Annotated in this window: 29 protein-coding genes and 1 pseudogene; 11 read left to right on the top strand and 19 right to left on the bottom strand. The window is 59.1% G+C overall.

Going from position 1 to position 25,620, the window contains the following annotated elements:
* Positions 1-211: 211 nt before the first annotated feature.
* Complete coding sequence (locus J5276_RS08085; RefSeq protein ID WP_112154977.1) at positions 212-1,483, bottom strand: N-acetylmuramoyl-L-alanine amidase; 1,272 nt, start codon at positions 1,481-1,483, stop codon at positions 212-214.
* A gap of 645 nt (positions 1,484-2,128) precedes the next feature.
* On the opposite strand from J5276_RS08085, the gene J5276_RS08090 reads away from it, so the two are divergent.
* A complete protein-coding gene (locus tag J5276_RS08090) occupies positions 2,129-5,080 on the top strand; it encodes a ribonuclease E/G (RefSeq protein WP_112154925.1) in 2,952 nt (983 codons plus the stop codon).
* A gap of 206 nt (positions 5,081-5,286) precedes the next feature.
* Here J5276_RS08090 and J5276_RS08095 read toward each other — a convergent pair whose 3' ends face one another.
* From J5276_RS08095 to J5276_RS08105, 3 genes and pseudogenes are all read right to left on the bottom strand, one after another.
* Positions 5,287-5,991 (bottom strand): SDR family oxidoreductase, encoded by a 705-nt coding sequence (locus J5276_RS08095; RefSeq protein WP_112154926.1) that lies wholly within the window; start codon positions 5,989-5,991, stop codon positions 5,287-5,289.
* 147 nt (positions 5,992-6,138) lie between these two features.
* A pseudogene (locus tag J5276_RS08100) lies at positions 6,139-6,503 on the bottom strand (antibiotic biosynthesis monooxygenase).
* Positions 6,500-6,826 (bottom strand): NIPSNAP family protein, encoded by a 327-nt coding sequence (locus J5276_RS08105; protein WP_065704670.1) that lies wholly within the window; start codon positions 6,824-6,826, stop codon positions 6,500-6,502. Before J5276_RS08105 ends, J5276_RS08100 begins: the two are co-directional and overlap by 4 nt.
* A 74-nt stretch (positions 6,827-6,900) precedes the next feature.
* Between J5276_RS08105 and J5276_RS08110 the strand changes: the two genes are divergently transcribed.
* Entirely contained in the window at positions 6,901-7,584 is a 684-nt protein-coding gene (locus J5276_RS08110; RefSeq protein ID WP_112154927.1) for a helix-turn-helix transcriptional regulator, read from the top strand.
* A gap of 30 nt (positions 7,585-7,614) precedes the next feature.
* Here J5276_RS08110 and J5276_RS08115 read toward each other — a convergent pair whose 3' ends face one another.
* Positions 7,615-8,772 carry a pyridoxal phosphate-dependent aminotransferase gene (locus tag J5276_RS08115; RefSeq protein WP_025593298.1) on the bottom strand — a complete coding sequence of 386 codons (1,158 nt, stop codon included), beginning with the start codon at positions 8,770-8,772 and terminating at the stop codon, positions 7,615-7,617.
* A gap of 171 nt (positions 8,773-8,943) precedes the next feature.
* Here J5276_RS08115 and J5276_RS08120 point away from each other — a divergent pair, with 171 nt between their 5' ends.
* From J5276_RS08120 to aat, 5 genes are all read left to right on the top strand, one after another.
* Positions 8,944-9,711 (top strand): DsbA family protein, encoded by a 768-nt coding sequence (locus J5276_RS08120; protein WP_111783121.1) that lies wholly within the window; start codon positions 8,944-8,946, stop codon positions 9,709-9,711.
* Between the two features lie 124 nt (positions 9,712-9,835).
* Positions 9,836-10,273, top strand: a complete 438-nt coding sequence (aroQ, locus tag J5276_RS08125; RefSeq protein ID WP_019565501.1) for a type II 3-dehydroquinate dehydratase — start codon at positions 9,836-9,838, stop codon at positions 10,271-10,273.
* Positions 10,274-10,299: 26 nt separating this feature from the next.
* The gene (gene accB, locus J5276_RS08130) at positions 10,300-10,785 is read left to right on the top strand and encodes an acetyl-CoA carboxylase biotin carboxyl carrier protein (RefSeq protein ID WP_003512759.1); all 486 of its coding nucleotides are present in this window, start codon (positions 10,300-10,302) and stop codon (positions 10,783-10,785) included.
* A gap of 12 nt (positions 10,786-10,797) precedes the next feature.
* Positions 10,798-12,144: an acetyl-CoA carboxylase biotin carboxylase subunit gene (gene accC / locus J5276_RS08135; RefSeq protein ID WP_013635980.1), complete on the top strand. Its 1,347-nt coding sequence runs from the start codon at positions 10,798-10,800 to the stop codon at positions 12,142-12,144.
* Positions 12,145-12,149: 5 nt separating this feature from the next.
* Positions 12,150-12,764, top strand: coding sequence for a leucyl/phenylalanyl-tRNA--protein transferase (gene aat / locus J5276_RS08140; protein ID WP_112154928.1), 615 nt, complete (start codon positions 12,150-12,152; stop codon positions 12,762-12,764).
* Between the two features lie 16 nt (positions 12,765-12,780).
* On the opposite strand, the gene J5276_RS08145 is transcribed toward aat, so the two are convergent.
* From J5276_RS08145 to gatB, 5 genes are all read right to left on the bottom strand, one after another.
* The gene (locus tag J5276_RS08145) at positions 12,781-13,218 is read right to left on the bottom strand and encodes a DUF2155 domain-containing protein (RefSeq protein WP_013635979.1); all 438 of its coding nucleotides are present in this window, start codon (positions 13,216-13,218) and stop codon (positions 12,781-12,783) included.
* Positions 13,219-13,363: 145 nt separating this feature from the next.
* Positions 13,364-13,762: an NADH:ubiquinone oxidoreductase subunit NDUFA12 gene (locus J5276_RS08150; RefSeq protein WP_013635978.1), complete on the bottom strand. Its 399-nt coding sequence runs from the start codon at positions 13,760-13,762 to the stop codon at positions 13,364-13,366.
* Positions 13,763-13,871: 109 nt separating this feature from the next.
* Positions 13,872-14,345: a GNAT family N-acetyltransferase gene (locus tag J5276_RS08155; RefSeq protein ID WP_111783122.1), complete on the bottom strand. Its 474-nt coding sequence runs from the start codon at positions 14,343-14,345 to the stop codon at positions 13,872-13,874.
* Positions 14,342-14,839: a GNAT family N-acetyltransferase gene (locus tag J5276_RS08160; protein ID WP_003512751.1), complete on the bottom strand. Its 498-nt coding sequence runs from the start codon at positions 14,837-14,839 to the stop codon at positions 14,342-14,344. The genes J5276_RS08155 and J5276_RS08160 overlap by 4 nt, the downstream gene beginning before the upstream one ends.
* A 159-nt stretch (positions 14,840-14,998) precedes the next feature.
* Positions 14,999-16,504, bottom strand: a complete 1,506-nt coding sequence (gene gatB, locus J5276_RS08165; RefSeq protein ID WP_112154929.1) for an Asp-tRNA(Asn)/Glu-tRNA(Gln) amidotransferase subunit GatB — start codon at positions 16,502-16,504, stop codon at positions 14,999-15,001.
* 151 nt (positions 16,505-16,655) lie between these two features.
* Between gatB and J5276_RS08170 the strand changes: the two genes are divergently transcribed.
* Positions 16,656-16,988, top strand: coding sequence for a DUF1294 domain-containing protein (locus J5276_RS08170; RefSeq protein ID WP_065657975.1), 333 nt, complete (start codon positions 16,656-16,658; stop codon positions 16,986-16,988).
* On the opposite strand, the gene J5276_RS08175 is transcribed toward J5276_RS08170, so the two are convergent.
* Entirely contained in the window at positions 16,970-17,479 is a 510-nt protein-coding gene (locus tag J5276_RS08175) for a GNAT family N-acetyltransferase (protein ID WP_003512748.1), read from the bottom strand. The genes J5276_RS08170 and J5276_RS08175 overlap by 19 nt on opposite strands.
* 298 nt (positions 17,480-17,777) lie before the next feature.
* Between J5276_RS08175 and J5276_RS08180 the strand changes: the two genes are divergently transcribed.
* Positions 17,778-18,035, top strand: coding sequence for a YjhX family toxin (locus tag J5276_RS08180; protein WP_003512746.1), 258 nt, complete (start codon positions 17,778-17,780; stop codon positions 18,033-18,035).
* A gap of 59 nt (positions 18,036-18,094) precedes the next feature.
* Here the strand turns inward: J5276_RS08180 and gatA are convergent, their stop codons facing one another.
* From gatA to J5276_RS08195, 3 genes are all read right to left on the bottom strand, one after another.
* On the bottom strand, positions 18,095-19,576 hold the full coding sequence (gene gatA / locus J5276_RS08185; RefSeq protein WP_003512742.1) for an Asp-tRNA(Asn)/Glu-tRNA(Gln) amidotransferase subunit GatA: 1,482 nt from the start codon (positions 19,574-19,576) through the stop codon (positions 18,095-18,097).
* Between the two features lie 55 nt (positions 19,577-19,631).
* Positions 19,632-19,919: an Asp-tRNA(Asn)/Glu-tRNA(Gln) amidotransferase subunit GatC gene (gene gatC / locus J5276_RS08190; RefSeq protein ID WP_003512734.1), complete on the bottom strand. Its 288-nt coding sequence runs from the start codon at positions 19,917-19,919 to the stop codon at positions 19,632-19,634.
* Positions 19,920-20,044: 125 nt separating this feature from the next.
* On the bottom strand, positions 20,045-20,749 hold the full coding sequence (locus J5276_RS08195) for a metal-dependent hydrolase (protein ID WP_003512733.1): 705 nt from the start codon (positions 20,747-20,749) through the stop codon (positions 20,045-20,047).
* Positions 20,750-20,833: 84 nt separating this feature from the next.
* On the opposite strand from J5276_RS08195, the gene J5276_RS08200 reads away from it, so the two are divergent.
* A complete protein-coding gene (locus J5276_RS08200) occupies positions 20,834-21,136 on the top strand; it encodes an alkylphosphonate utilization protein (RefSeq protein ID WP_003512732.1) in 303 nt (100 codons plus the stop codon).
* A gap of 15 nt (positions 21,137-21,151) precedes the next feature.
* Positions 21,152-21,631, top strand: a complete 480-nt coding sequence (ruvX, locus tag J5276_RS08205) for a Holliday junction resolvase RuvX (protein WP_003512731.1) — start codon at positions 21,152-21,154, stop codon at positions 21,629-21,631.
* Here ruvX and J5276_RS08210 read toward each other — a convergent pair.
* The 5 genes from J5276_RS08210 to J5276_RS08230 all read right to left on the bottom strand — a co-directional run bounded on the left by J5276_RS08210 (position 21,583) and on the right by J5276_RS08230 (position 25,500).
* Positions 21,583-21,900 carry a DUF6105 family protein gene (locus J5276_RS08210; RefSeq protein WP_003512730.1) on the bottom strand — a complete coding sequence of 106 codons (318 nt, stop codon included), beginning with the start codon at positions 21,898-21,900 and terminating at the stop codon, positions 21,583-21,585. The genes ruvX and J5276_RS08210 overlap by 49 nt on opposite strands.
* Positions 21,897-22,058, bottom strand: coding sequence for a hypothetical protein (locus tag J5276_RS08215; RefSeq protein ID WP_013635969.1), 162 nt, complete (start codon positions 22,056-22,058; stop codon positions 21,897-21,899). Before J5276_RS08215 ends, J5276_RS08210 begins: the two co-directional genes overlap by 4 nt.
* Before the next feature lie 258 nt (positions 22,059-22,316).
* Positions 22,317-22,961, bottom strand: coding sequence for a TetR/AcrR family transcriptional regulator (locus J5276_RS08220; protein ID WP_003512728.1), 645 nt, complete (start codon positions 22,959-22,961; stop codon positions 22,317-22,319).
* A gap of 135 nt (positions 22,962-23,096) precedes the next feature.
* Positions 23,097-23,708, bottom strand: a complete 612-nt coding sequence (locus J5276_RS08225) for a GNAT family N-acetyltransferase (protein ID WP_019565494.1) — start codon at positions 23,706-23,708, stop codon at positions 23,097-23,099.
* A gap of 139 nt (positions 23,709-23,847) precedes the next feature.
* A complete protein-coding gene (locus J5276_RS08230; RefSeq protein WP_025593276.1) occupies positions 23,848-25,500 on the bottom strand; it encodes an acyl-CoA dehydrogenase family protein in 1,653 nt (550 codons plus the stop codon).
* Positions 25,501-25,620: the final 120 nt, after the last annotated feature.

Consider the following 25,620-nt stretch of genomic DNA (forward strand, 5'->3'; position numbering starts at 1 on the left):
CATTCGCTGATATGTTACCGGGCCGACTGCCGCAATTGCGGTTCCAGCCGCAATGGCGGATCACCACAGAATCCGCTTCCGCAATAACGCGGCGAATGTGAGTAAAATAGGGCTTCACCAACCTAATCGTCCGCAAGGCCCAAGAATTGAACAGCTTTTCGGCAGCAAGGGGCACGGCGACAACGGGGGCGCCGCTCGCCCGCCCGGCCCTTCAGCCGCCGTTCGCCATGGCCTTGGTGCGGTATCGTCCGACCGCAGTTGCAAGCGTATCGGCGACCTTCTTGCGCCATTCCGCATCAAGAAGCAGTTTTTCATCTTCCGGATTGGAGAGAAAGCCGAGTTCAAGCAACACCGATGGCACGTCATGGGCGCGCAGCACCATGAAACCGGCATAACGATGCGGATTGTTGATGAGGCCGACCTGTCCCTCGAAGGACGATACGATATTTTCTGCCAGCGTCACCGAAAAGGCCTGCGTTTCGCGCCGGGTGAAATCGAGAAGGATATCGGCCACCTCAGGCGGCTCGCTGGAGGCTGCCACACCGGCAATCTGGTCGGACTTGTTTTCGCGCTCGGCCAGCTCCTGCGCCCTGCGGTCTGAGGCGCGGTCTGACAATGTATAGACGGTCGCGCCCCGGATGCCCTTCTGCTTCAGTGTATCGGCGTGCAATGAAATAAACAGGTTGGCATTGTTCTGCCGGGCGATCGTCACCCGCTCGGACAAAGCGAGAAACGTGTCGGAATCACGCGTCAGGAACGCCTTGATGCCGGGCTCCCGGTTCATCCGCTCCACAAGTTCCTTGGCAAAGGTCAGCGTGATGACCTTTTCCTCCGTGCCGGTTACGCCGCCGGAAGCGCCGGCATCGATGCCCCCATGGCCGGCATCAACAGCGATGACGAAATCCGTCTGCCGCGATGTCTTGTCGTCAGGTGTGATCGCCGCTGTCGAGACCGGCGCCGGCGCGCGCCATTGCTGTTCTTTCACCAGTTCAGCAAATTTGGCCTTGGTGGTGATCTCCGCATCAAGGACGAAACGGAACGATGTGCCGTCCTCGCCCTTCTTGGTTTCGGCAACGGCCACCTGAACCGGTTTTTTTGCCGTCAGCACGATGCGGGCGCTGTCTTGCCCCATGCTACCGAAGCGAATGTCCGAGAAAAGGCCGGTTGGCGCCAGAGCCGATGCGGGGAACGCAAAATTCACCGCCGGAAAGTCCACGACGATGCGGGCGGGCGAATCGAGATAGTGAATGTCGAATTCCGGTTCCTCGGCAAAATCGAGAACGATGCGCGTGCGCGCCTCGTCGCCGATGATGCGTGCCTGATTGGCGATGAGCGGCTCCACGGCCAAGGCCTGTGGAACGCAGGAGACGAATGCGGCGACCGAAAAGACAACCGGCAAGACAAGGGCACCCGCAAGCCGCGCGATTCGCCCGCCAAGCGGCCCTGCCCCATCGAATATCGCTGCGCTGCGCGTGAAATTCATGGTCTTCAAGAAATTCCGTATTTCAGTCATTTTTCATAAATGGTGCGGCAAAGTGCCGGGAACGTCGTAATTTCGGCCACGCCGGACACGTGTTTGTGCGTTTGCGCCCCACAATCGCAGGCGTTGGTGAACCAATTGTTAACCCGGAAATTCCACCAACAATATGGCATATTTAGCCAGCCTATTGCTATTATGACAGAGAAAACATACAACAAGGATGAGGGTTAAAAGTGTTGACGGGATAGATGCCCGCCGGCTGCCAATCGAAAAAGACGCTGGCGCTGCAAAACGGGCAATCATCTGCCGTCGTTACATTTATCCTGAAACTGGATCAATTCCGGCCGTGGCCGGAGACCTACCCGGTGGCAATGCCACCGCTGCTCTGAGGAGAGCAAATTCATCGGACCCCAAGGGGTCTATATATTATTGTCGTTCCGCCTGGCCAATGATGTCGCAGCAGTTTTCATATGAACCGGATACCAGGAGCAGGCCAAGCGCCTCGCCGTCGGTCCGGATGCTGCCAGTTTACAGAGGCCCGGCTGGAGACTTCATTTCCGGCACATCCTTGCACTCATATGAAAGGCTCGTCCGTGTGGCGGGCCTGTTCTCGTATAAAACAAGGCTGCGCCGAGGAGCACAGCTTACATGGCAGACAAAATGCTTATCGACGCCTCCCACGAAGAGGAGACACGCGTAGTCGTTGTCCGTGGGAACCGGATCGAGGAATTCGACTTCGAATCGGAGCACAAGAAACAGATCCGCGGCAATATCTACCTTGCCAAGGTCACGAGGGTTGAGCCCTCCCTTCAGGCGGCGTTCGTCGATTACGGTGGAAATCGCCACGGGTTTCTCGCTTTTGCGGAAATCCACCCTGACTATTACCAAATCCCGCTCGCCGACCGTCAGGCACTCCTCAAGGCGGAAGCTGAGGATCATCGCCGCAGCGACGACTTCGAATCGGCTGACGCCCCCGAGCCCGGCGCACCGGCTGTCGATCTGTCGCAGGCGGACCAGCCGGATGTCGGCATCGTTGCCGTCAGCGAAACGACGGACGCCGTGGTCGTGGACGAAACCGTTGCCGCTGCCGAAGAGGTATCCGAAGATGTGACTGCTGTGGCCGTCGAGGCCGTTGCGGAAGAAGCACCGAAGAAGCGTACCCGCCGCCCCCGCGCCAAGAAGAAGGTAGCGGAAGAAGAAGCCGTTTCCGACACTACTGCTGAGGCCTCTTCCGAAGAAGACGGCAGCACGGGCGGCGAAATGGCTGCCATGGTCGATACAGATACGATTTCCGAGGAAGTCGAGGGTCTTCGCCGTGGCAATGACGATGATGACGACGACGATGATGACGATCATCACGAAAAGGAAGTGATCGAATCCGTCGGCGCCGAAGACGCCATGGAAGAGGTTCCCGATCGCGTTGCCCGCAAGCCGCGCAAGCAGTACCGCATTCAGGAAGTCATCAAGCGCCGCCAGATCCTTCTCGTGCAGGTTGCCAAGGAAGAACGCGGCAACAAGGGTGCCGCACTCACCACCTATCTCTCGCTTGCCGGCCGTTATTCCGTGCTGATGCCGAATACCGCACGCGGCGGTGGCATTTCCCGCAAGATCACCCAGCCGACCGACCGCAAGCGCCTGAAGGAAATCGCGCGCGATCTGGAAGTTCCGCAGGGCATGGGCGTCATTCTGCGTACCGCAGGCGCCAACCGCACCCGCGTCGAGATCAAGCGCGACTTCGAATATCTGATGCGCCTGTGGGAAAACGTCCGCACGCTGACATTGAACTCCACGGCCCCCTGCCTCGTTTACGAGGAAGGCTCGCTCATCAAGCGTTCGATCCGCGATCTCTACAACAAGGATATCAGCGAGATCATCGTTTCGGGCGAAGAAGGCTACCGTGAAGCAAAAGACTTCATGAAGATGCTGATGCCGAGCCATGCCAAGGTGGTTCAGCCTTACCGCGACATCCACCCGATCTTCTCGCGCTCGGGCATCGAAGCCCAGCTCGACCGCATGCTGCAGCCGCAGGTTACGCTGAAATCGGGCGGTTACCTCATCATCAACCAGACGGAAGCTCTGGTTGCCATCGACGTGAACTCCGGTCGTTCGACCCGCGAGCATTCCATCGAAGAAACGGCGCTGACGACCAATCTGGAAGCGGCGGAAGAAGTGGCTCGCCAGCTGCGTCTTCGCGACCTTGCCGGTCTTGTTGTCATCGACTTCATCGACATGGAAGAAAAGCGCAACAACCGCTCCGTCGAGAAAAAGCTCAAGGACTGCCTGAAAAACGACCGGGCGCGCATCCAGGTCGGCCGTATCTCGCATTTCGGTCTTCTGGAAATGTCGCGCCAGCGCATCCGCGCTTCGGTGCTGGAATCGACCACGCAGGTCTGCCAGCATTGCGGCGGCACGGGTCACGTTCGCTCGGAATCCTCCATCGCGCTGCACGTGCTGCGCGGCGTTGAGGAATATCTGCTGCGCAACACGACCCACAACATCACCGTGCGCTGCACGCCGGAAACGGCTCTCTATCTGCTCAACCACAAGCGCGGCACGATTGTCGATTATGAAGGCCGCTTCGGTGTGGCGATCATCATTGCGGCCGATGCCGGCGTCGGTGCGCAGCATTTCGCCATCGATCGTGGTGAAGCGGTTGAAAATCCGGTGAAGATCGAAAGCCTTATCCAGATGCTCCCGAGCTTCGTGGAAGAGGAAGACGATTTCGTTGTTGAGGTGGAAGAGGACGAAGAAGAGGAAGAAATCGTCAAGGCGCAGGCCAGCGAGCCGCGCCAGCAACAGCAGCAGGGCGACAATGGTGAAGACGGCAAGCGCAAGCGCAAGCGTCGTCGTCGCCGTCGTGGCAAGGGCGGACAGAACGACCAGAACGGTGCAGTTGATGCGCAGGCTGGCGATGACACCGGCGCTGATGATGCGGACGACGAAGATGGCGTCGAAACCGATGAAGCCGCAGACGACGCCGATGAAAACGGTGTGAACGAAGCTGCAAGCTCTGATGAAGAAGGCAAGCGCAAGCGTCGCCGTCGTGGCAAGCGTGGCGGCCGTCGCAACCGTGCTGAAGACGAGGCTCTCGATGCCGCAGGCACTGAGTCCGGCGAAGAAGGCGAAACGGAAGGCGAAAGCGAAGAGGTTTCCGCCGCAGCATCCGTAACCGAAGAGCCTACCGCTGCCGAAGTGGTGGAAGGTGTGGTTGCCGACGTCGTGGAAGCGGAAGCCCCGAAGAAACCGCGCCGCACCCGCAAGGCGAAGGCCAAGACCGAAGACGTACCGCCGGCTGAAGCGGCACCGCAGGCTGAAGTCGCAGCCAAAACCGTTGAAACGGTCGAGCCGGTGATCGTCGAGCCCGCAGTCGTTGTGGAAACCGTCGTCGATGTCGCCCTCGACGAAGTGGGTGAAGCCTCGGCCGATCTGGGTTCGGAAGCGGTAGCACCGGCGACGGAAGAAAAGGTTCGCGCGAACCGGGGCAGCAATGTTTCGAGTTCGGAGCCGGTCGTGACCTCGTCGGGCACGCCCGCCAACCCTGACGGCGACGAGCCGAAGCCGCGCAAGGGCGGCTGGTGGCAGCGCAAAGGCTTCTTTTGATAGAAGACACTGAAACGAAAAACGCCCGCAACCATGTTGCGGGCGTTTTGCCTTGTTGGCGGATGTTAGGTTTATCTCATGCCGTAATCGATCCGGCATCCAGCCACGGCGCGTCTGCGCCGTGAAAAAAATCTCTCGCGATCAAGGACTTGACCGCGTTGGCAAAGGACCAAGTCCGGGGTGACGGAAGCCCGATATGCCAATCGTCAAACAGACCGTGTCAGACCACCATCGACGCGGATGTTCTGGCCGGTGATGTAACCCGCACCTTCCGAGACGAGGAAGGCAACGGTTGCGGCTATCTCCTCGCTCGTTCCGTAACGCTGCATCGGCACACCCTGGCGGCGCTCTTCCGTGGCTGGCAGGCTATCGATCCAACCGGGCAGAACATTGTTCATGCGCACATTGTCGACCGCATAGGTATCGGAAAAAATCTTGGTGTAGGAAGCAAGGCCGGCGCGGAACACTGCAGAAGTCGGGAACATGCTGCTCGGCTCGAAAGCCCAGGCAGTCGAAATGTTGATGATCGACCCGGTTTTCTGTTTCACCATGAATGGAGCCACGATCCGTGTCGGGCGGATGACGTTCATCAGGTAGACATCCAGACCCGTGTGCCATTGCTCATCGGTGATATCGAGGATGGAGGCGCGCGGGCCATGGCCTGCACTGTTCACGAGAACGTCGATACGGCCGAATTTTTCGAGCGTCAGTTCCACCAGTCGATTGAGATCGTCGTTGGACTGGTTGGAGCCGGTGACGCCGATGCCGCCCAGTTCCTTCGCCAGCGCCTCTCCCTTGCCGGAGGACGACAGGATCGCGAGCTTGTAACCATCAGCGCTTAGACGTTTCGCCACAGCCGCCCCCATGCCGCTGCCGCCTGCCGTCACAATCGCCACTTTTTCTGCCGACATCGTTCTTTTCTCCATGTCCAATCGGGCGGACCGCCGCGTGGCAGCCCTTCTCCATCCATAACCCGCTCCATCTATAGCGGGTTTTGGCAGCGAGTTCGAACCAGAAAGCCTTGGACCGGCTTGAAGAAAAACTGATCTGAAGGCCCGTCAACGCCGCACTTGATCATCCGCCGCATGGACCTGCCTGCTGTCCGTCGGGGCCTCCTCCCTCTCCTCCAGACCATAGTCCCGCATCACGGTGGCGATACGCAGGCGGTAATTGCAAAAGACGCCGACCGTCCCAGCGACTGCGCTGCGCGATGCGACGTGGTGTTGCGCCATGCCTTCACCGCCTCCTCGTCCCTGAAGAATGACAGCGAAAGCATCTTGTCGGGATTGCCGATGCTCTGAAAGCGTTCGACGGACAGGAAGCCGTCGATGGTTTCGAGCTCGGCGCGCAGGCTGGCGGCAATATCGAGATAATGCTGTTTTTCGCCCTCAGCCGACCAGACCTCGAATATGACGGCGATCATCGTTCGCCTCCGCCGTGCGGCGCAGATGCCAGTCTCAGGAACAGCCGGTCCTCACGGCGGATGAATTGCTCGCGCCGGGCGAATTCATAATTTTCCCGCCCTGCCGGGTCGGCGGCAAGTCGCGCCCGGTAGGCTTCGTACGCGGCAAGGTTTTCGATGTTATAGACGCCGTAGGCAATAGTGCTCGATCCCTCTTTCGGCGCGTAATAGCCGATCAGATCGGCGCCGCAGCGCGGTATCGCCTCACCCCAGTTGCGGGCATATTGATCGAAAGAATCGGCCTTGAAGGGGTCGATCTCGTAACGGATGAAACAGGTCAGCATCGTCGGTCTCCTCGTGTTCTGCCTTCCCTGTCTACGCCATTGCCTCACATCAATGCTTCGGCTATCATCGAACTATGAAAGACGGACCCTTGATCGCAAATGTCGCCGCCCTGATCGGCGACCCCGCCCGCGCCAACATATTGACGGCGCTTATGGACGGACGCGCGCTGACGGCAAGCGAGCTTGCCGAAGCCGCCGGGGTGACCCTGCAGACCGCCAGCGGGCATCTGTCAAAACTCTCCGACGCCCAATTGCTCAAAGCGGAAAAACAGGGGCGACATCGCTATTTCCGGCTTTCCGACGCGGATGTGGCGCAGGTTCTTGAAGCGCTGATGGGACTTGCGCAGCGCACCGGGACCGTGCGCGTGCGTACCGGACCAAAGGACACCGCGCTTCGTGAGGCGCGCATCTGTTACGATCATCTGGCCGGAGAAAGTGGCGTGGCATTGCTTTCCACCATCACCGCAAAAGGTCTCGTCACGTCAGGCGACGATCCCGCACTTACGAATAGCGGGCGGGATTTCTTCTCGAGCTTCGGCATTGATCTTTCGCCGCTGGAAAAGGCAAGGCGCCCGGTTTGCCTGCATTGCCTGGACTGGAGCGAACGTCGTCACCACCTCGGCGGCGGGCTCGGCGCATCGCTTCTGAAAGCCATGCAACAGCGCGACTGGCTGCGGCAAGGAAACGGGCGCGTGCTGACCTTCACCACAAAGGGTGAAAAGGCCTTTGCCAGCACCTTCGGTTGTTCGCCCGCCTGATCCCCGCCAAGGGGAGAAAAACCCAAGGGCTTATTTCAGCCAACCAGCAATGCGCCCAACGGCCTCGGCAATATCCGACACCGAACCCGCATAGGAAATGCGCAGCGCCCTGTGGCCCTCCTCTGGATCGAAATCCATGCCGGGCGTCGCCGCCACGTCGATTTCCGCCAGCATGCGTTTGGCGAAATCCATGCTGTCATTAGAGAAGCGGCTGGTATCGACATAGGCGTAAAATGCGCCATCCATGGGAGACGCCAGCGGCAGGCCTATTTCCGGAAGGCGCGTCATCAGGAAATCGCGGTTCGTGCGGTAGCTTTCCCGGTAGACGTCGAGTTCCTCCGCCGCCGAAAAGGCTGCGGTTGCCGCCAGCTGGGATAGTTCCGGCGGTGAAATATACAGGCTCTGAGCAAGACATTCGACCGGACGGACGAGATTTTCCGGCAGTACCATCCAGCCGATGCGCCAGCCGGTCATGCAATAATATTTAGAGAAGGAATTGATGACGACGGCATTGTCGGTGAGTTCGAGCGCGCTCGTTTCCTCGCCGACGAAAGTCAGGCCGTGGTAGATCTCGTCGGAAATGAAGGCGATATCCCGGCTTTCACAATAGTTTGCCAGCCGTTTCAGCGCTTCGCGGCCGGTGACCGTGCCAGTTGGGTTGGCCGGGCTTGCCAGGAGCACGCCCTTCAACTTGCAGCCTGCCCTGGTTTCCGCCCGCTCGAGGCTGGCAGGCGTCAGCGTATAGCCGGTTTCCGCCGTTACCGGCACTTCCACGACATTGAGGCCAAGCGCTTTCAAGATATTGCGATAGGCGGGATAACCGGGCCTTGCGATCGCGACATGATCACCGGCATCGAAAAGGCTGAGGAAGGCGAGGTTGAAAGCGGCAGAAGACCCGGTGGTAACGGCAATGCGCGCCGGATCGACGATAACCTGGTGGCGCAGCCGGTAGTGGCCAGCAATCGCTTCGCGCAATTCACGCAGGCCCAGCGCATCGGTATAGCCGATCCGCCCATGCTTCAGCGCCTCCTGCGCGGCCGCCAGAGAGGCTTTCGGTGCTGGATGGGAAGGCTGGCCAACCGCCATGGAAATGACGGGGCGTCCCGCCTGCCGTCGCCGGTTCGCCTCCGCCAGAATATCCATGGCGTGAAAGGGTTCGACTGCGCTCCGCTTCGACATCGTTATCAAGGGCATGCTCTTTCCTGAACCGTATTTCAGAGACTTGCCCCAGAATCACACGCTTCACAATCGTGCGACCATAATGCGGACAACTATTTTTGGCGTATGGCATTTGGCTTAAAGTAAGGTAATTGCATCATAACATTCATGAGGCATTGGCCGCACAGTATGAGGACCGATATGGCGCATCTTCTCCGTTCAACCCTTCTCGCCAGCGTAACGGCCCTTTCCACGGCTTTCGCTTCTCTGCCCGCCCATGCCCTCGATGACAAGCAGAAGAAGGAAATGGGCGAGTTCATCAAGCAATATCTGATCGAGAACCCCGAGATCATGCTTGAAGTTCAGGACGCGCTTGAACGCAAGCAATATGCGACCCGCAACGCCAAGGCGGCGGAAGCCGTGGCCGACAACCAGAAGACCATCTTCGAATCGAAATACGATCTGGCGCTCGGCAATCCGGACGGCGACGTCACGCTGGTCGAGTTCTTCGATTACAATTGCGGTTATTGCAAACGCGCCATGGGCGACATGGACAATATTCTGAAGACGGACAAGAAAGTACGCGTCGTGCTCAAGGAATTCCCGATCCTCGGGCCGGAATCGGTCGCCGCGCATCGGGTCTCCAACGCCGTCAAGCTGCTTGCGCCTGCCAAATATCCCGAATTCCAGCGCGCCTTGCTTGGCGGCCGCGGACGGGCGAATGAAGACAGCGCCATGGAAGTCGCGACGTCGCTCGGTCTCAAGGAAGCCGACATCCGCAAATCGATGGCAGAAAACCCCAACGACGCGCAGGTGCAGGAAACCTACAAGCTCGCCAACAGCCTCGGCATAACAGGAACACCATCCTATATCGTCGGCAACGAGGCTGTTTTCGGCGCTGTTGGTGCGGACCCGTTGAAGGAAAAAATCGCCAATATGCGCAGTTGCGGAAAAGCCACCTGCTCCTGATTCCGCAAAAAGCCGCTGCATTCCCTGTGGATGCCGGGCCTGCCGGCTGTTTACGGCTTTCGGGGGCTTTTCCTTGAAGGCTGCGCAGTCTATAGGTGTCGCTGATTTTCTTATGGAAACACGAATGGGCAACATCATCATCGTCATCAACGGCCCCAATCTCAACATGCTGGGAAAAAGGGAACCGGGTATCTATGGTGGCAAGACGCTGAAAGACATCGAGAATGATTGTCTTGCTGCTGGTGCAGATCTCGGGTTCGCTGTGGAATTCCGCCAGTCCAACCACGAAGGCGTGCTCGTGGACTGGTTGCATGAGGCGGGAGAGAGAGCGGCAGGTGTCGTCATCAATCCCGGCGCCTACAGCCACACCTCGATCGCGCTGCATGACGCCATTCGTGCGATTTCCACGCCCGTCGTGGAAGTGCATATTTCCAACATCCACGCGCGGGAAGAGTTCCGTCACAAATCGATGGTATCGCCCGCCGCGAAGGGCATGGTCTGCGGTTTCGGACCATATGGCTACATCATGGCGCTTCACGCGCTGAAGAACATCACGGCATAAAAAAGAAACAAAGAATAGGGTTTGTCATGTCTGAAAAGAAACAGGGTATCGACAAGGAACTGATCCGCGAGCTCGCGAATATCCTCAACGATACCGACCTTTCGGAAATCGAAGTGGAGCAGGAAGACCTGCGTATCCGCGTTTCCCGCGCCGCTCCGCCCACCACGGTATATGCCGCAGCGCCCACCGGTTACGCAGCACCGGCGCCAGCCCCTGCAGCGGCGGCAGTTGCCGCTCCGGCAGCACCTGCGGTCGCCGCAGCACCTGCCCGCAACCCGGCCAATACCGTTACCTCGCCAATGGTCGGCACGGTTTACCTGTCGCCTGCTCCGGGCGCACGTCCGTTCGTCGAAGTGGGCGCGACCGTCAAGGAAGGCCAGACCATCCTCATCGTCGAAGCCATGAAGACCATGAACCAGATCCCGGCTCCGAAGTCCGGCAAGGTCGTGGAAATCGTCGTCAACGACTCACAGCCCGTGGAGTATGGTGAAGCTCTCGTGGTCATCGAATAAAGGCGGTTCAGCATGGTTTCGAAGATCCTCATAGCCAACCGCGGCGAGATTGCGCTGCGCGTCCTGCGCGCTGCCAAGGAGCTTGGCATTCCGACAGTCGCCGTGCATTCCACCGCAGACGCGGACGCCATGCATGTGCGCCTTGCCGACGAAAGTGTGTGCATCGGCCCGCCGCCTTCGCGTGACAGCTACCTCAACATCCACCAGATCGTTGCGGCCTGCGAAATCACCGGTGCGGACGCCGTTCACCCCGGTTACGGCTTCCTGTCGGAAAACGCCAAGTTCGCCGATATCCTCGACGCGCACGGCATTACCTTCATCGGACCGACCGCAGAGCATATCCGCCTCATGGGCGACAAGATCACCGCCAAGCAGACGGCGCAGGAACTCGGTATTCCCGTGGTTCCCGGCTCCGACGGCGAAGTGAAGCCCGAGAATGCGCTCGAAATCGCCCGGACGATCGGCTTTCCGGTCCTGATCAAGGCGACGGCAGGTGGCGGCGGTCGCGGCATGAAGGTAGCGAAGACGGAAGCGGATCTCGACGAGGCGGTCTCGACGGCCCGCTCCGAAGCGGCAGCCGCCTTCGGCAACGACGCCGTTTATATGGAAAAATACCTCGGCAAGCCGCGTCATATCGAAGTGCAGGTTTTCGGCGACGGCGAAGGCAACGCCATTCATCTTGGCGAACGCGATTGCTCGCTGCAGCGCCGTCACCAGAAGGTGCTGGAAGAGGCGAACTCCCCGGCCCTCACCGTTGAACAGCGCATGAAGATCGGCGAAATTTGTGCAAGCGCCATGCGCAAGCTGAAATATCGCGGTGCCGGCACCATCGAGTTCCTTTACGAAAACGGCGAGTTCTATTTCATTGAAATGAACACGCGTCTTCAGGTGGAACATCCGGTGACGGAAGCGATCACCGGCATGGACCTCGTGCAGGAACAGATCAGGGTTGCTTCGGGACAGGGCCTGTCGGTCACGCAGGCGGATATCGAATTCCATGGCCATGCCATCGAATGCCGTATCAATGCCGAGGACCCGCGCACATTCGTTCCCTCCCCCGGCACGTTGACCTATTTCCATACGCCGGGCGGCCTTGGCGTGCGCGTCGATTCGGGTGCCTATCAGGGCTACAAGATCCCGCCTTATTACGACAGCATGATCGGCAAGCTTATCGTTCACGGTCGCGACCGTGACGAATGCATCCGCCGTCTGCGCCGGGCACTGGACGAGTTCGTCGTCGACGGCATCAAGACCACGCTCCCGCTTTTCCAGGATCTTCTTCAGAACGAAGATATCCTCAGCGGCAATTACGACATTCACTGGCTGGAAAAATACCTGGCCGGTGATGCGTCTCACTAAGAGATATGGTTGGGCGGCGCAGCAAAAATAACGGCATAACCGTCGATATATTGCTGCGCGCCTATTCCGCCGGCCTGTTTCCGATGGCCGATTCGGCTGATGATCCCGAGCTTTTCTGGGTCGAGCCGGAAATACGCGGAATCATTCCGCTCAACGATTTCCACATTTCCAAAAGCCTCGCCAAGGCGATGCGCAAGAAGCTGTTCGAGATACGCTTCAATACCGCTTTCGAAGCGGTGATGGCAGGATGTGCGGCTGAAGCGCCGGACAGGCCGAGCACTTGGATCAACGCCACAATTCGCAAACTCTACACCGAACTGCACCAGATCGGCCATGCCCATAGTGTCGAGGCGTGGGATGGCAAGGAACTTGTCGGCGGACTTTACGGTGTATCGCTTGGGGCCGCATTCTTCGGCGAGAGCATGTTTTCCCGCCGCACCAACGCCTCGAAAATTTGCCTCGTGCATCTGGTGGAGCGGCTGAGAGCAAGCGGTTTCGTGTTGCTCGACACTCAATTCACCACCGAGCATCTGAAGACATTCGGCGCGATCGATGTGCCGAAGCAGCAATATGCGAAAATGCTCGATCAGGCCGTCAACCAGCCAGACCTGCAATTCTAAAAATCATAACGTAACGTTATTTGCTTGCCGTTGAGGGAGCGGGAACTTCAGAGTCCTGCTTGCAGCCCGTCAGCCATACGTCGTAGATCGGGTGCTCGACAGCATTGAGGCCGGGGCTGTCGGCGAACATCCAGCCAGTGAAAATCCGCTTTATCTTGCGGTCGAGAGTGATTTCATCCACCTCGATGAAAGCATCGATCTTCTGGGCTTCCGTCTGGTCGCGCGAGTAACAGACCTTAGGCGTCACCTGGAGCGCGCCGAACTGAACCGTTTCGTCGATATAGACATCGAAAGACGTAATGCGGCCGGTGATCTTGTCGATGCCGGAAAACACTGCCACGCGGTTTTCAAGACGGGCGGCGGAGACGGGCGATACGAGGATGACAGCAGAGACCGCTGCAAACAGCGAGACTGTCAGCGCACGCAAAGAACGATCCCGCGTGAATATCCTCATACGATATGTCTCCAAAAAATTGCCTGTGTCGGGACGACGACCGGATCAACGCGTAAGGGCGGAATGTGGCAAAAACCGGTGAGGTCGGGTGCCAAGCGCGGCGTTTTGCACAACACCGCGCATCGCAATGCTCATTTTGCCCTGCTCAGTTGCCGGGGGTCCAGGCGTCGTAGTCGCCGGTTACGCGTGGACGCTCGCCTGCGACCGCCAGCGATCCCTGTGGGCGATAGGCCTTGGATGTGCCGGTAAGGTTGGCCTGATGCGCCTTCTGCCATTCCCGCGGAACATATGTTTCCTGGCTCGGCGGCACGTCGGTGCGGTAGTGCATCCAGCCATGCCAGCCGGGCGGAATGGCCGAAGCTTCGGCATAACCGTTATAGATCACCCAACGGCGCGGCATGCCCCAGGAGGTGGTGCCGCCTTCGTAATAGGTGTTGCCCAACTCGTCCTGTCCGACCTTCTTGCCGAAACGCCAGGTGTGAAACCGCGTTCCGATCGTCTGGCCGTTCCACCAGGTGAAGATTTGCGTCAGGAGAGTCTTCATTATGCGTTCCTCGGGCTTGAATGCGCCGCAGCGATTTTCCGTGCACGGCACAAGACAAGCTTATGCCGCCCCTCACGGCGATTGTCCAGTATTTCCCGATATATCCGCGCTATTTCAGCTTCATCCTGAAACCGAAATGCCGCTTCTCGAAACCCAGCCGCTCGTAAAAGCGATGGGCATCGAGCCTCGCCACGTTGGAGGTGAGCTGCACGGCTTTCATGCCCTTGGCGCGCGCTTCATCAAGGCAATAGTTGATCATGACTGCGCCGATGCCACGGCCGCGCATGTCGGGCCGCGTCTGCACCGCTTCAATCACCATGGATTTGGCGCCGCGCCCGATAAGCTTGGTCAGGATGGCCGTCTGGAAAGTGCCGACGATCTCGCCGTCCAGTTCCGCCACGTAAAGCGTCTCGGTGGGGGACGCCTCGATATCGCGGAAGGCCGCGAGATAGTCCGGCAGCGCCGATTCGTCGGCCGTATCGCCGTGGCCTCCGATTTCGTCAGCGGCATAGATGGCCGCGAGTGCGGAAACATCCTCTTGCCGTGCCGCGCGGATTATCAGCGTATCTAATGTCGCATTCATCGTTTCAGGCTCTTTTCCATGACGATACCGGGAAAACCATCGATACCCGCCATGCGCTCGATTCGGTCAACCTCGGTAAATCCGACGCCTTCATAAAAGGCTATTGCGACAGTATTTTTGGGCTCCACTTCCAGACGCATGATTTCCGCATCCGGAAAGCAGGTTTCAAGCTCGGCGAAGAGATCGCGGCCGACCCCCTGACGCTGGAATTCGGGCCCGACATAAAGCTGGTGCAACAGGGCCGTCTTGCTCATCTTCGCAGACATGGAAGCATAAGCCATACCGCCGATCTGCCGGCCATTATCGGCCACCAGAAATTCGCCGCCCTTTTTCTCGATGCGGTCCTTCATGGCCTGTGGCGAATGCCATGCGGCAATCAGCTCCTTCACCTTGTCTGCGCCGTAGATCGCGTCGTAGGTCGCATGCCAGGTGGTAGCCAGAAGCGCCCGGACCGGCTCGATATCGCGCTGGCTTGCCGTGCGTATGAAAAACATGATGTTTGCTCCGTCTCGAAACAGAAATGCCGGGCGTGATCCCGGCATAAATCAATGTCAGTCCCAGTGCTCGACGTCATCCTCGGGCTTATGCCGAGAATGACGGATGAGAACTTGCTACTTCAATGCCTTTGTACAGGCACGGGAAGCAGCGTCCGCTTACTCGTCCTCGATGCCGAGCTTGGCCTTCACCAGCGCCTGCACGGCCTGCGGGTTGGCCTTGCCGCCCGTCGCCTTCATGACCTGGCCGACGAACCAACCGGCAAGCGCCGGCTTCGCCTTCACCTTCTCGACCTGATCTGGGTTGGCGGCGATGATCTCGTCCACGGCCTTTTCGATGGCGCCGGTATCCGTCACCTGCTTCATGCCGCGCGTCTCGACGATTTCGGCCGGGTTGCCACCCTCGTTCCAGACGATTTCGAACACATCCTTGGCGATCTTGCCCGAAATGGTCTCGGACTTGATGAGATCGATAATGCCGCCCAGCTGGTCGGGAGAAACCGGCGTCGTCTCGATGTCCTTGCCTGACTTGTTCAGCGCACCGAGAAGATCGTTGATGACCCAGTTGGCGGCGGCCTTAGGGTCGCGGCCGGCAGCAACAGACTCGTAGTAATCGGCGATCGCCTTTTCCGAAACGAGGATCGAGGCGTCGTAGACCGACAGGCCAAGATCGGCGACGAAACGGGCCTTCTTGTCATCAGGCAGTTCCGGCAGATCGACCTTCAGCGCATCGACGAAAGCATCGTCGAATTCGAGCGGCAGCAGGTCCGGATCAGGGAAATAGCGATAGTCATGCGCGTCTTCCTTGGAGCGCATGGAACGCGTCTCACCCTTGCCGGGATCGAACAGGCGAGTTTCCTGATCGATGACACCGCCGTCTTCGAGAATGGCGATCTGGCGGCGCGCCTCATATTCGATGGCTTGGCCGACGAAGCGGATGGAGTTGACGTTCTTGATCTCGCAGCGCGTGCCGAAACCTTCGCCGGGACGGCGCACGGAGACGTTGACGTCGGCGCGCATCGAGCCTTCGTCCATGTTGCCGTCGCAGGTGCCGAGATAACGCACGATGGACCGCAGCTTGGTGAGATAGGCCTTTGCCTCATCCGACGAGCGCATGTCGGGCTTGGAGACGATTTCCATCAGCGCCACGCCCGAACGGTTCAGGTCCACGAAGGACATGGTCGGGTGCTGGTCGTGCATGGACTTGCCAGCGTCCTGCTCCAGATGCAGGCGCTCGATGCCGATCTCGATGTCCTCGAAATTGCCCTGACGGTCCGGACCGAGCGAAATCGTGATGATGCCATCACCGACGATCGGGTCCTTGAACTGCGAAATCTGGTAGCCCTGCGGCAAATCCGGATAGAAATAGTTCTTGCGGTCGAAGATCGAACGGTTGTTGATCTTGGCCTTCAGGCCGAGACCGGTGCGCACCGCCTGCTTGACGCATTCCTCGTTGATGACGGGAAGCATGCCGGGCATGGCGGCGTCCACCAGCGACACGTTGGAGTTCGGCGCATTACCGAAAGTGGTCGAAGCGCCGGAAAACAGCTTGGAATTGGAGAGAACCTGCGCATGCACCTCCAGGCCGATCACGATTTCCCAATCGCCGGTGGCGCCGGGAATGAAGCGTTTCGGGTCGGGGGTGCGCACGTCTACAAGGGTCATATGAAGCTCACGATATACGGGTTCTTTGGCTTTGGTGGGTAGAACAAATGGAGCGCGGGCGCAAGACATCTTGCACCCTGTCCCGCCAGGCACCGGATTTTCGCCGGAACCGGACACGCGTTTTTTACGCTTCTCAGTTTCAATTCACGTCATGACCATGATCGCTCTCTGCTTCATGACCTATATCGCCTTCAATCTTTTCGTCTTTCTTGTCTATTGGTGGGACAAGGAGGCGGCAAGAAAGGGTGGCTGGCGCATTCGGGAAAGTACTCTGTTATTGCTTGCCTTTATTGGCGGCAGCTTGGGCGCAGTCTCGGCTCAACAACTGCTGCGCCACAAAACCCGCAAGGAACCCTTCCGCAGCATCCTGATATCCATCGTAATTCTACAGGTGGGCCTTGTCGCGTCCCTCGCCATCATGCCGGACTGGCCGATACGGCTTGTAACCGGCTTGCAGACGCTCTCTCAGAACCCCGGCCCATAAAGGCCGCTCTCGACCTCGACCAGCTGCTTTTGCAGGCCGACGGATTGCACGTCGCGATCAAGCTTCGGCGCATAGGAGACGGAGAGCCAGTGGACGCTGTAACCGTGATGACGGAAAAAGGCGACCGCCGGTTCGTTCTGCGCATGGGTTTCAAGCCGGATGGTTTCGAAATCACGTTGCAATATCTGCCGTTCGATATCCGCAAGCAGGAGGCTGCCTATACCCCTGCGCTGAAAATCCGGATCGATCCAGAAATCGGAAATCGCCTCGTTGAAATGTTCCCGTGCCGCCCATCCGGCAACCGCGCCGCCGAACTCGGCCACGCGGATGGCAAGCCAGGACGAGCGGGTGAAATTGGAAAAGGCACTGGCTGCGTTATCGTAAAGCGTCGCGGTAATGCCGAGCGCGGTTGTGGCCTGCCGCCATGCCCTGAGGCCGATGGCTGCCAGAACCTCCGCTTCCTGCTCCTGCGCATTGCGAATGACGATCAAGCCGCGCCCTCCATGGCCCAACGAAGTAAAGCACCGGCGGTGCGATTCGGCCAGTGCGGTTTCCACACGCCCTGCCCGCCCGGTCGGGTGATGCCCCGTGGGACTTGACCTCGCAGGTCTCCCCCGCTAACCAAAAAGAGCAAACAAGGAGCTTTTATGTTCGCTCAATCGGAGTCCCGGTAACGGCCCTGCCCGCAAGTTTCTTGCGCGCCGGGCCATTATGAAACCGACCTGGATGCCTTAACGGCACCCGGACTTGTTTTCATGCGTCTAGAAGACGCCGACCGGATTTCCGACAATGGACATTTCCCGCGCCGAACAGCGCATTCTTCACCTGCTCGCCCAGGGCGGCAGCATCGAACTCGTTCGAGACGATCATCACAAAATCGAAAAACTCGCGCTCTATACGCGCGACGGCTGGATTTTCAGCGGCCTCGATCTCCTCACCTTCCGCAAACTAAAACGGAAGAGAGCCATCGCCTCGTCAGGCGGCAAGCCTTACCGCATCACGACGCGTGGCTTGGAACTCGTACGGGGTGAGCTGGACAATCGATAAAAACAAACGGGCGGCACTTGATGCCGCCCGTGACAACTATAGAGCTTTTGTTCAGCCGCTTACCACCACTTGGCGGGGGTGAACTTACCGGCAGCCTGCTCGATGGCATGCGCCGTCTTGAAGAGCGTCTCTTCTTCGAAAGGCTTGCCGATGAGCTGCAAGCCGAGCGGCAGGCCCTTGCCGTCCAGGCCGGCAGGCACCGAGAGGCCAGGAAGACCGGCCATGTTGACCGTGATGGTGAAGACGTCCTGGAGGTACATCTTCACGGGATCGGAGGCGAGTTCCTCATCACCGACAGCGAAGGCGGAAGACGGGGTAATCGGCGCCAGAATGGCGTCGACGCCCTCATGGAAGACGTTTTCGAAATCGCGCTTGATCAGCGTGCGGACCTTTTGCGCCTTCAGGTAATAGGCGTCGTAATAACCGGCTGAAAGCACGTAGGTGCCGACCATGATACGGCGCTGCACTTCCTTGCCGAAACCGGCTGCACGGCTCTTCTCGTACATATCGGCAATGTCCTTGCCGTCGACGCGCAGGCCGTAACGTACGCCGTCATAACGAGCGAGGTTGGACGAAGCTTCCGCGGGCGCGACGATGTAATAGGCAGGAAGCGCGTATTTGGTGTGCGGCAGCGAGATATCGACCACTTCGGCACCGGCATCGCGCAGCCATTCGACGCCCTTTGCCCAGAGCTTTTCGATTTCTTCCGGCATGCCATCGACGCGATATTCCCTGGGGATACCGATCTTCAGGCCCTTGAGCGACTGGCCGATGGCCTTTTCGTAATCCGGCACCGGCAGGTCGACGGAGGTCGTATCCTTTGCGTCAACGCTCGCCATCGTCTTCAACAGGATAGCGGCGTCGCGCACGTCACGTGCGATCGGGCCGGCCTGATCGAGCGAGGAAGCATAAGCAACGATGCCGTAACGCGAGCAACGGCCATAAGTAGGCTTGATGCCGACGGTGCCGGTAAAGGCCGCCGGCTGGCGGATGGAGCCGCCGGTGTCGGTTGCCGTGGCGCCGGCGCACAGATGCGCGGCAACGGCTGCGGCCGAACCGCCGGAGGAGCCACCGGGCACGAGCTTCTGCTCCGAGCCGTTGGCGCGCCAGGGGTTGATGGCCGGACCGTACCAGGAGCTTTCGTTGGACGAGCCCATGGCGAACTCGTCCATGTTGAGCTTGCCGAGCATGACGGCGCCCTGGTCCCAAAGGTTCTGGGTGACGGTCGATTCGTATTTCGGCTTGAAGCCATCGAGAACATGCGAACACGCCTGCGTGTGCACGTCACGGGTGGCGAAAAGGTCTTTCACGCCAAGCGGAACGCCTTCCAGCTCGCCCGCCGCGCCTGCGGCGATGCGGCCATCGGAGGCTTTCGCCATGTCGCGCGCCTTTTCAGGCGTCAAGGCAACATAGGCGTTCAGCGCGCCGTTGGCGGCGTCGATGGCGGCAATATAGGCGTCGGTCAGCTCGAGGGCGGAAAACTCTTTCGCCTTGAGCTTTTCGCGGGCTTCGGCAATGGTCAGGCTCGTCAGGTCGGTCATGGTCGGCAACGGCTTTCGAAATCTTGGAAAAATCGGGCGGCAAACGGTGGTCGGATTACTCGACCACTTTCGGAACCATGAAGAAGTCCCGGTCGGTCGCAGGCGCATTGGCGACGATGTCTTCCGCCTTGTTGCCGTCGGTGACGACGTCGGCACGCTTTTTCATATCCACGGGGGTAACGGAGGTCATCGGCTCGACGCCGTCAACATTCACTTCCGAAAGCTGCTCCACAAAACCGAGTATGCCGTTCAACTGGCCAAGCATATTTTGTGCTTCGTCTTCAGTAACAGCGATACGGGCAAGGCGCGCAACGCGCTTTACGGTGGCGAGATCGACGGACATGGTTCTACTCCGGTCAGAATTTTCCTAACCGCTATAATCACCATGTCCGCCATTCGCAACGGTAGAAAGCATGTCGCGTAAAACTGTGTAGCGGTTTTGCTGTAGCGACATGCGTCAGCAAAATGTCAGAAGGACAGTATTTCGCCCGGCTTCGGCGTGTGGACGCGCGCATCCGAGCCTTCCATGCCGGCCACGAACTTCTCCGGCGTCTGGTCAACGATCGGGAAGGAACCATAGTGGCAGGGAATGACGTTGGCGAATTTGAAAAAGCGCTGGCAGGCGAGTGCAGCCACCGCACCACCCATCGTGAAGCGGTCGCCGATTGGCACGAGACCGATATCCGGCTGGTGCAATTCGTTGATGAGCTTCATGTCGGAGAAAATATCCGTATCGCCCATATGATAGACGGCCGGACCGTCTTCGAAATGCAGCATCAGTCCATTGGCGTTGCCGAGTGAATGGGAAACGCCATCCTCAGTGATCTGGGCGGATGAATGCAGCGCATTGGTAAAGGTTACGGAAAAACCGTCGAAATGTACCGTGCCGCCAGTATTACCCATATCGACCTTCGCCACGCCCTTGGTGGAAAGCCAGGCGGCGAGATCGGCATTGGCAAGCACCGTCGCGCCCGTTTCGCGAGCAAGCTGGACGGTATCCCCCACATGATCGCCGTGGCCGTGGGTCAGGAGAATATGGGTGATGCCTTCAGCCGCGCTTTTCGCATCCTGTCCGGCAAAACCGGGATTGCCGGTGAAAAACGGATCGATAAGGATCTTCGCGCTGCCGTTTTCAAGGCGGAAGGCGGAATGGCCGAGCCAGGTGATTTTCATGGGAAGTTCTCCTTTGTATTGCCCGTATATTATGACATAGGACGGCTTGAACAACCGCACTACCGATATTTCAGAGAGGCGACAATGGCCGCGGATAATGACGATTACGTGTATGACGAGGCGACCGGCGAATGGCGGCCTGCGTCCGAGCTGGCCGCAGAAGCTTTGCGCGCGAACGAAGTGCGCGATGCGGCAGGCAACGTGCTTGCGGATGGTGACCAGGTAACGCTGATCAAGGATCTGAAGGTCAAAGGCACCAATACGGTCATCAAGCAGGGCACTGTCATCAAATCGATCCGCCTGACCGGAAATCCGGAAGAAATCGATTGCAGGCACGAGACGGTCAAGGGTCTGGTGCTGCGCACCGAATTCGTCCGAAAAAGATAAAGGACAGCGTACGACATGGCGATACTTACCATCGAGGAGCTCGCGGAAACGCTTCAGCCGGCGCAGGCGATTGCGGGCCTCGACCTTGGGACGAAAACCATCGGACTTGCCATGTCGGACCTGTCGCGGCGCTTCGCCACGCCGCGCCCCGTCATCAAACGGGTCAAATTCACTCGGGATGCCGAGGTGCTGCTGGCCTTTGCCGAAAAGGAAAAGGTATCAGCTTTCATCATCGGCCTGCCCATAAACATGGATGGATCGGCCGGACCACGCGCGCAGGCAACACGCGCCTTCGTTCGTACCATGGGGGAAAAAACCGCCCTGCCCTTCATTTTCTGGGATGAACGGCTTTCAACGGTCGCCGCCGAACGTGTGCTTCTGGAAATGGATGTCTCACGCGCCAAACGGGCCGAACGCATCGATTCGGCAGCCGCAAGCTTCATTCTTCAGGGCGCGCTGGACAGGCTTTCGGCACTCGCCCGCGCAACGGGCTGACGTCCCTGCCACCAATTGGCAATCTGTTTTCGCTTGCGGAAAGCAAGGATCGCAAAAACGATCAGGCTGTCGACCGCTATGGCGCGCGCGACCAGCGGCGGCAGGCTTTCCGGCGGCAGGCCGAGGATATTGCCGTAAATCTGGAATACCAGATCATGCGTCTGGCGCGTCAGCATGAAGAAGCCGAAGCTCAAGTCGTAATAGGATAGCCAGTACCAGCTGCCGAGCAATGCAACGGGACCGGCCCAGAGGATCAAAAACCACTTCATGCAGTCTGCTCCCGCGTGAAAATCGTATCGGGAATGCCAGCAAGCACCGCCCAGCGCACCAGAGCCATCAGGCAAAGGTTAAACGCTGGCGCGTCAATATCCAACGGCAGCATAGCAAAAAACGTCATCATGACGCCCAAAGCTGTCCAGCGGCTCACTTGCGGCTCCCTTATACGCAGTCATTGCGCATGGTTAACATTTTGTTAATTCACACTGGACCCGTAACCATGGCTAAGCAAATGAAAGCTGTCGGTATGGTTAACGGTGGCCGGTCCGGCTGTGGAAAACACCCCTCACGAAGCCAACGGCATGCGATGCCGCAAGGTTGCCGGACCACTGAAAACATGGTTGATTTTTCGTCAAATAACGGCCGATTTTGTTAAGGCGACCGTCTCGCCCGGCTCGTTACGCCGGGTTCAGCCGTAAACGCCGCGCACCAGTCTTTTGACGGCGGTTGCAATCTTGTCCCAGTCCTTGTCCGACTTCAACGGCACACCGGCGAACTGGCCGCTGGTGGCGGCGGAAATCACGAGATGCTGGATGGCGGCGAACAACACGGCATTGACGGCTGCGGTATCTACGCCCTTGGGTGCTGCCAGCGATCCGCGCATGCGCTCCAGCCATTTGCCGAGCGATTTGGCACGGGCTTCGGCAAGCTGCCTGACCTGCGGCGAGCCATCCGACACTTCCCAGGCAATGATCTTGCAGACGAGAGGATCGCTGCGCAGCGCATCCATGAAATAAAGCGCCAGCTTTTCCATGAGATCGCCATAGGTCAACAGGAACATGCCGCCAGTATCTTCAGGAATACGGTCCTTTACCCAGGATCCGAGATCCTCGCCGATCGCCTCGATCAACCCTTCCAGACCGCCGAAATAACGGTAGATCAGCTGCTTGTCGCATCCGGCGCGGCGGGCAACGGCATTGATGCCAAAACCCTGAAAGCCCTCTTCGGCCAGAAGCGACCGGGCCGCCTCAAAAATCGCCTTCTCGGTCGCGGCGCGATCCTTGATGCGCTTTTCCGGCTTGTCGGCTGAAATCACCTCTGCGGTCGCCAGCATACTTCCCTACCCGTCTTTTAAAAGGCCTGACCCAACGGGTTAACAAAGCATGAAGACGAGGACAATGCAGCGCAGCAGCTGGGGAGAAGGTTCCTGTGGATGAATGAAGATCGAGGACCCGTACCCCGCAAATAATCACTCCAGCGCCATTCCAAACCACACGGTGCCTGGTGTGTCGTGGGTTTCGAGACGTTTGAAGCCGCGGGTTTCCCAAAAGCGAATACCCGCCTGGTTGCGCTCGCTGGCGCCGAGGTGGATGCCGTAGACGTTGTTTTGTCTCGCCATATCGAGCCAGCGCGACAAAAGCCGCGTGCCGCCGCCCTTGCCCTGCGTGCGTGGCAGAAGGTTCAGGTGGATATGGGCCGGAAACGGATCGGTCAGCCAGGTTGGCGTGTGGCGCGGGTGGTGGATGAAATGTGCACGGCGCTGATCGGCGTCCCATGTTTGCTGGTCGCCAACGGGGTCGGGATAAAGGGCGCGCAGATGCGGCCACCACTCATGCTCCAGCCGCTCATCATGCAAGGCGGTATCGAGCGCGCCGGCGATGTAACCGCAGACACCCTCTTCGTCTTCCGCCACAAAAACGGCATCGGGCCACAGATGCAGATAAGGCACGGAATAGATATGCCCCACCATGCGGCCATCGCGATAAAGCGGGGTGGCATCCTGCCCGGCATCGCCGGTGGCAAGACTGATGGCGTAGAGCGCCTCTTCATCTTCAGGACGGGCGGAGCGGAAGGTCAGCATCTGCTATCGACCTCCATCTCCATGCGCGCGCACGCGCCCAACGACTTAAAGACAGAAATACGCCCCACGCCAACGCCTTTTCTCAAATCCGATACCCCTCCCACAGGGACTGCAACAACAGCTTTCCACCCTTTATTGGTCAGGACGCGGGCGGATACAATAAATCGATTATATAATTCGGATCAAAGCGAGAATCGAGCATGCCGTAAGTATGTCGCCAACCACCCGCCAGACGGGTTTCGAGGAAGGCGTCTGCGATCTTGCCGGCGCCGAGCCGGCAAAGCTCTGCGGCAGCGGCAGCAAGTGCGAATTGCTCCACCAGCAGGCGGGCAGCACCCTCATCGCGTTCGGCAAGCGCGATTGCGGCGCGCAGCACATCCGTGGTCTTTTTTCCGGCGGGTCCGAGGTCGCGCTCCAGCGTCTGGAAAACGAGATCGAACAGATCCTTGCCGCGCTGAAGAACACGCAGCACATCCAGCGCCATGACGTTGCCGGAGCCTTCCCAGATGGCATTGACCGGCGCTTCGCGGTAGTGGCGGGCAATCGGCCGTTCTTCCACATATCCGTTGCCGCCAAGGCACTCCATCGCCTCGTAGATCAACGCCGGCGCGATCTTGCAGCACCAGTATTTCACAATCGGCGTCATCACCCGCGCATAGGCCGCCTCGGCGGCATTGTTGCGGGCGGCATCGAATGCCGATGCCAGCCGGAAGGAGAGTGCCGTCGCGGCTGCGACATCCAGCGCCATATCGGCGAGAACGCGCGTCATGATCGGCTGGCTGACGAGCGTCTTGCCGAAGACGGAACGGCCGCGTGCGAAATGCACGGCTTCGGCGAGCGAAGCGCGCATCATGCCTGATGATGCCAGCGCGCAGTCGAGCCGCGTCAGCGTCACCATGTCGAGAATGGTGCGCACACCGCTGCCCGGTTCACCCAGAAGATAACCGAAAGCATCGGTGAACTCGACTTCGGCGGAGGCGTTGGAGCGGTTGCCGAGCTTGTCCTTCAGGCGCTGGAAATGCAGGCCGTTCGCGGAACCGTCTTCCAGATAACGCGGCACCAGGAAACAGCCCATGCCGTCGCCCATCTGCGCCAGCATGACGAAACCGTCGCTCATCGGCGCGGACAGGAACCATTTGTGGCCGGACAGGCGATAGATGCCCTCGCCCACCCGCTCCGCCGTGCTGCGGTTGGCGCGCACATCCGTGCCGCCCTGCTTTTCCGTCATGCCCATGCCGACGGTGACGGCGGTTTTCTGCAAGGCCGGTTTCTGCGAGGAATCATATTTCCGTGACAGTATCTTCGGCACCCATTCCTTCTGCACACGCGACGAGGTCATGATGGCGGCGACAGAGGCGCTGGTCATTGTCAACGGGCAGAGATGCCCGGCCTCGAGCTGCGAGGTCAGATAAAATTTGGTGGCGCGCGCCTTGTGTTCATTGCCGCGCGTTTCGGCTGCATTTTCCCAGACGCTGGAATGAAGACCCGATGACATGGAACGGCGCATCAGTGCGTGCCATGCGGGATGGAACTCAACCTGATCGAGACGTTCCCCGCGCGGGCCATGCGTGTGCAGCTGCGGCACGCCCTGATTGGCCATGCGCGCCAGTTCCTGCGCTTCGTGCGAGGTGACGTAACGGCCGAGCTGGTCGAACTCGTCCCTCAGATTGCGTGACAGGCCGGATGTGAGGTCGACGATCAGCGGATCGGAACGATAGGCATTAATACCGGACCATAGGCTAGGCTGGTTTAGTTCGGCGAGCGATTCTTCTGTCCGGTTCATGCCTGTCATTCGCATCCTTCTATCGGGATTCGTGCTTTATTGCGTGTATATGCCAAAACCCGGCTTATCGCATGCTTGCCCGCAAAGCCACCTGTCTTTATAGACCCGTTGACTATTGCGACCCGGAGG

It is taken from the genome of Agrobacterium sp. S7/73, from assembly GCF_019355535.1.
Lineage (GTDB): Bacteria > Pseudomonadota > Alphaproteobacteria > Rhizobiales > Rhizobiaceae > Agrobacterium > Agrobacterium tumefaciens.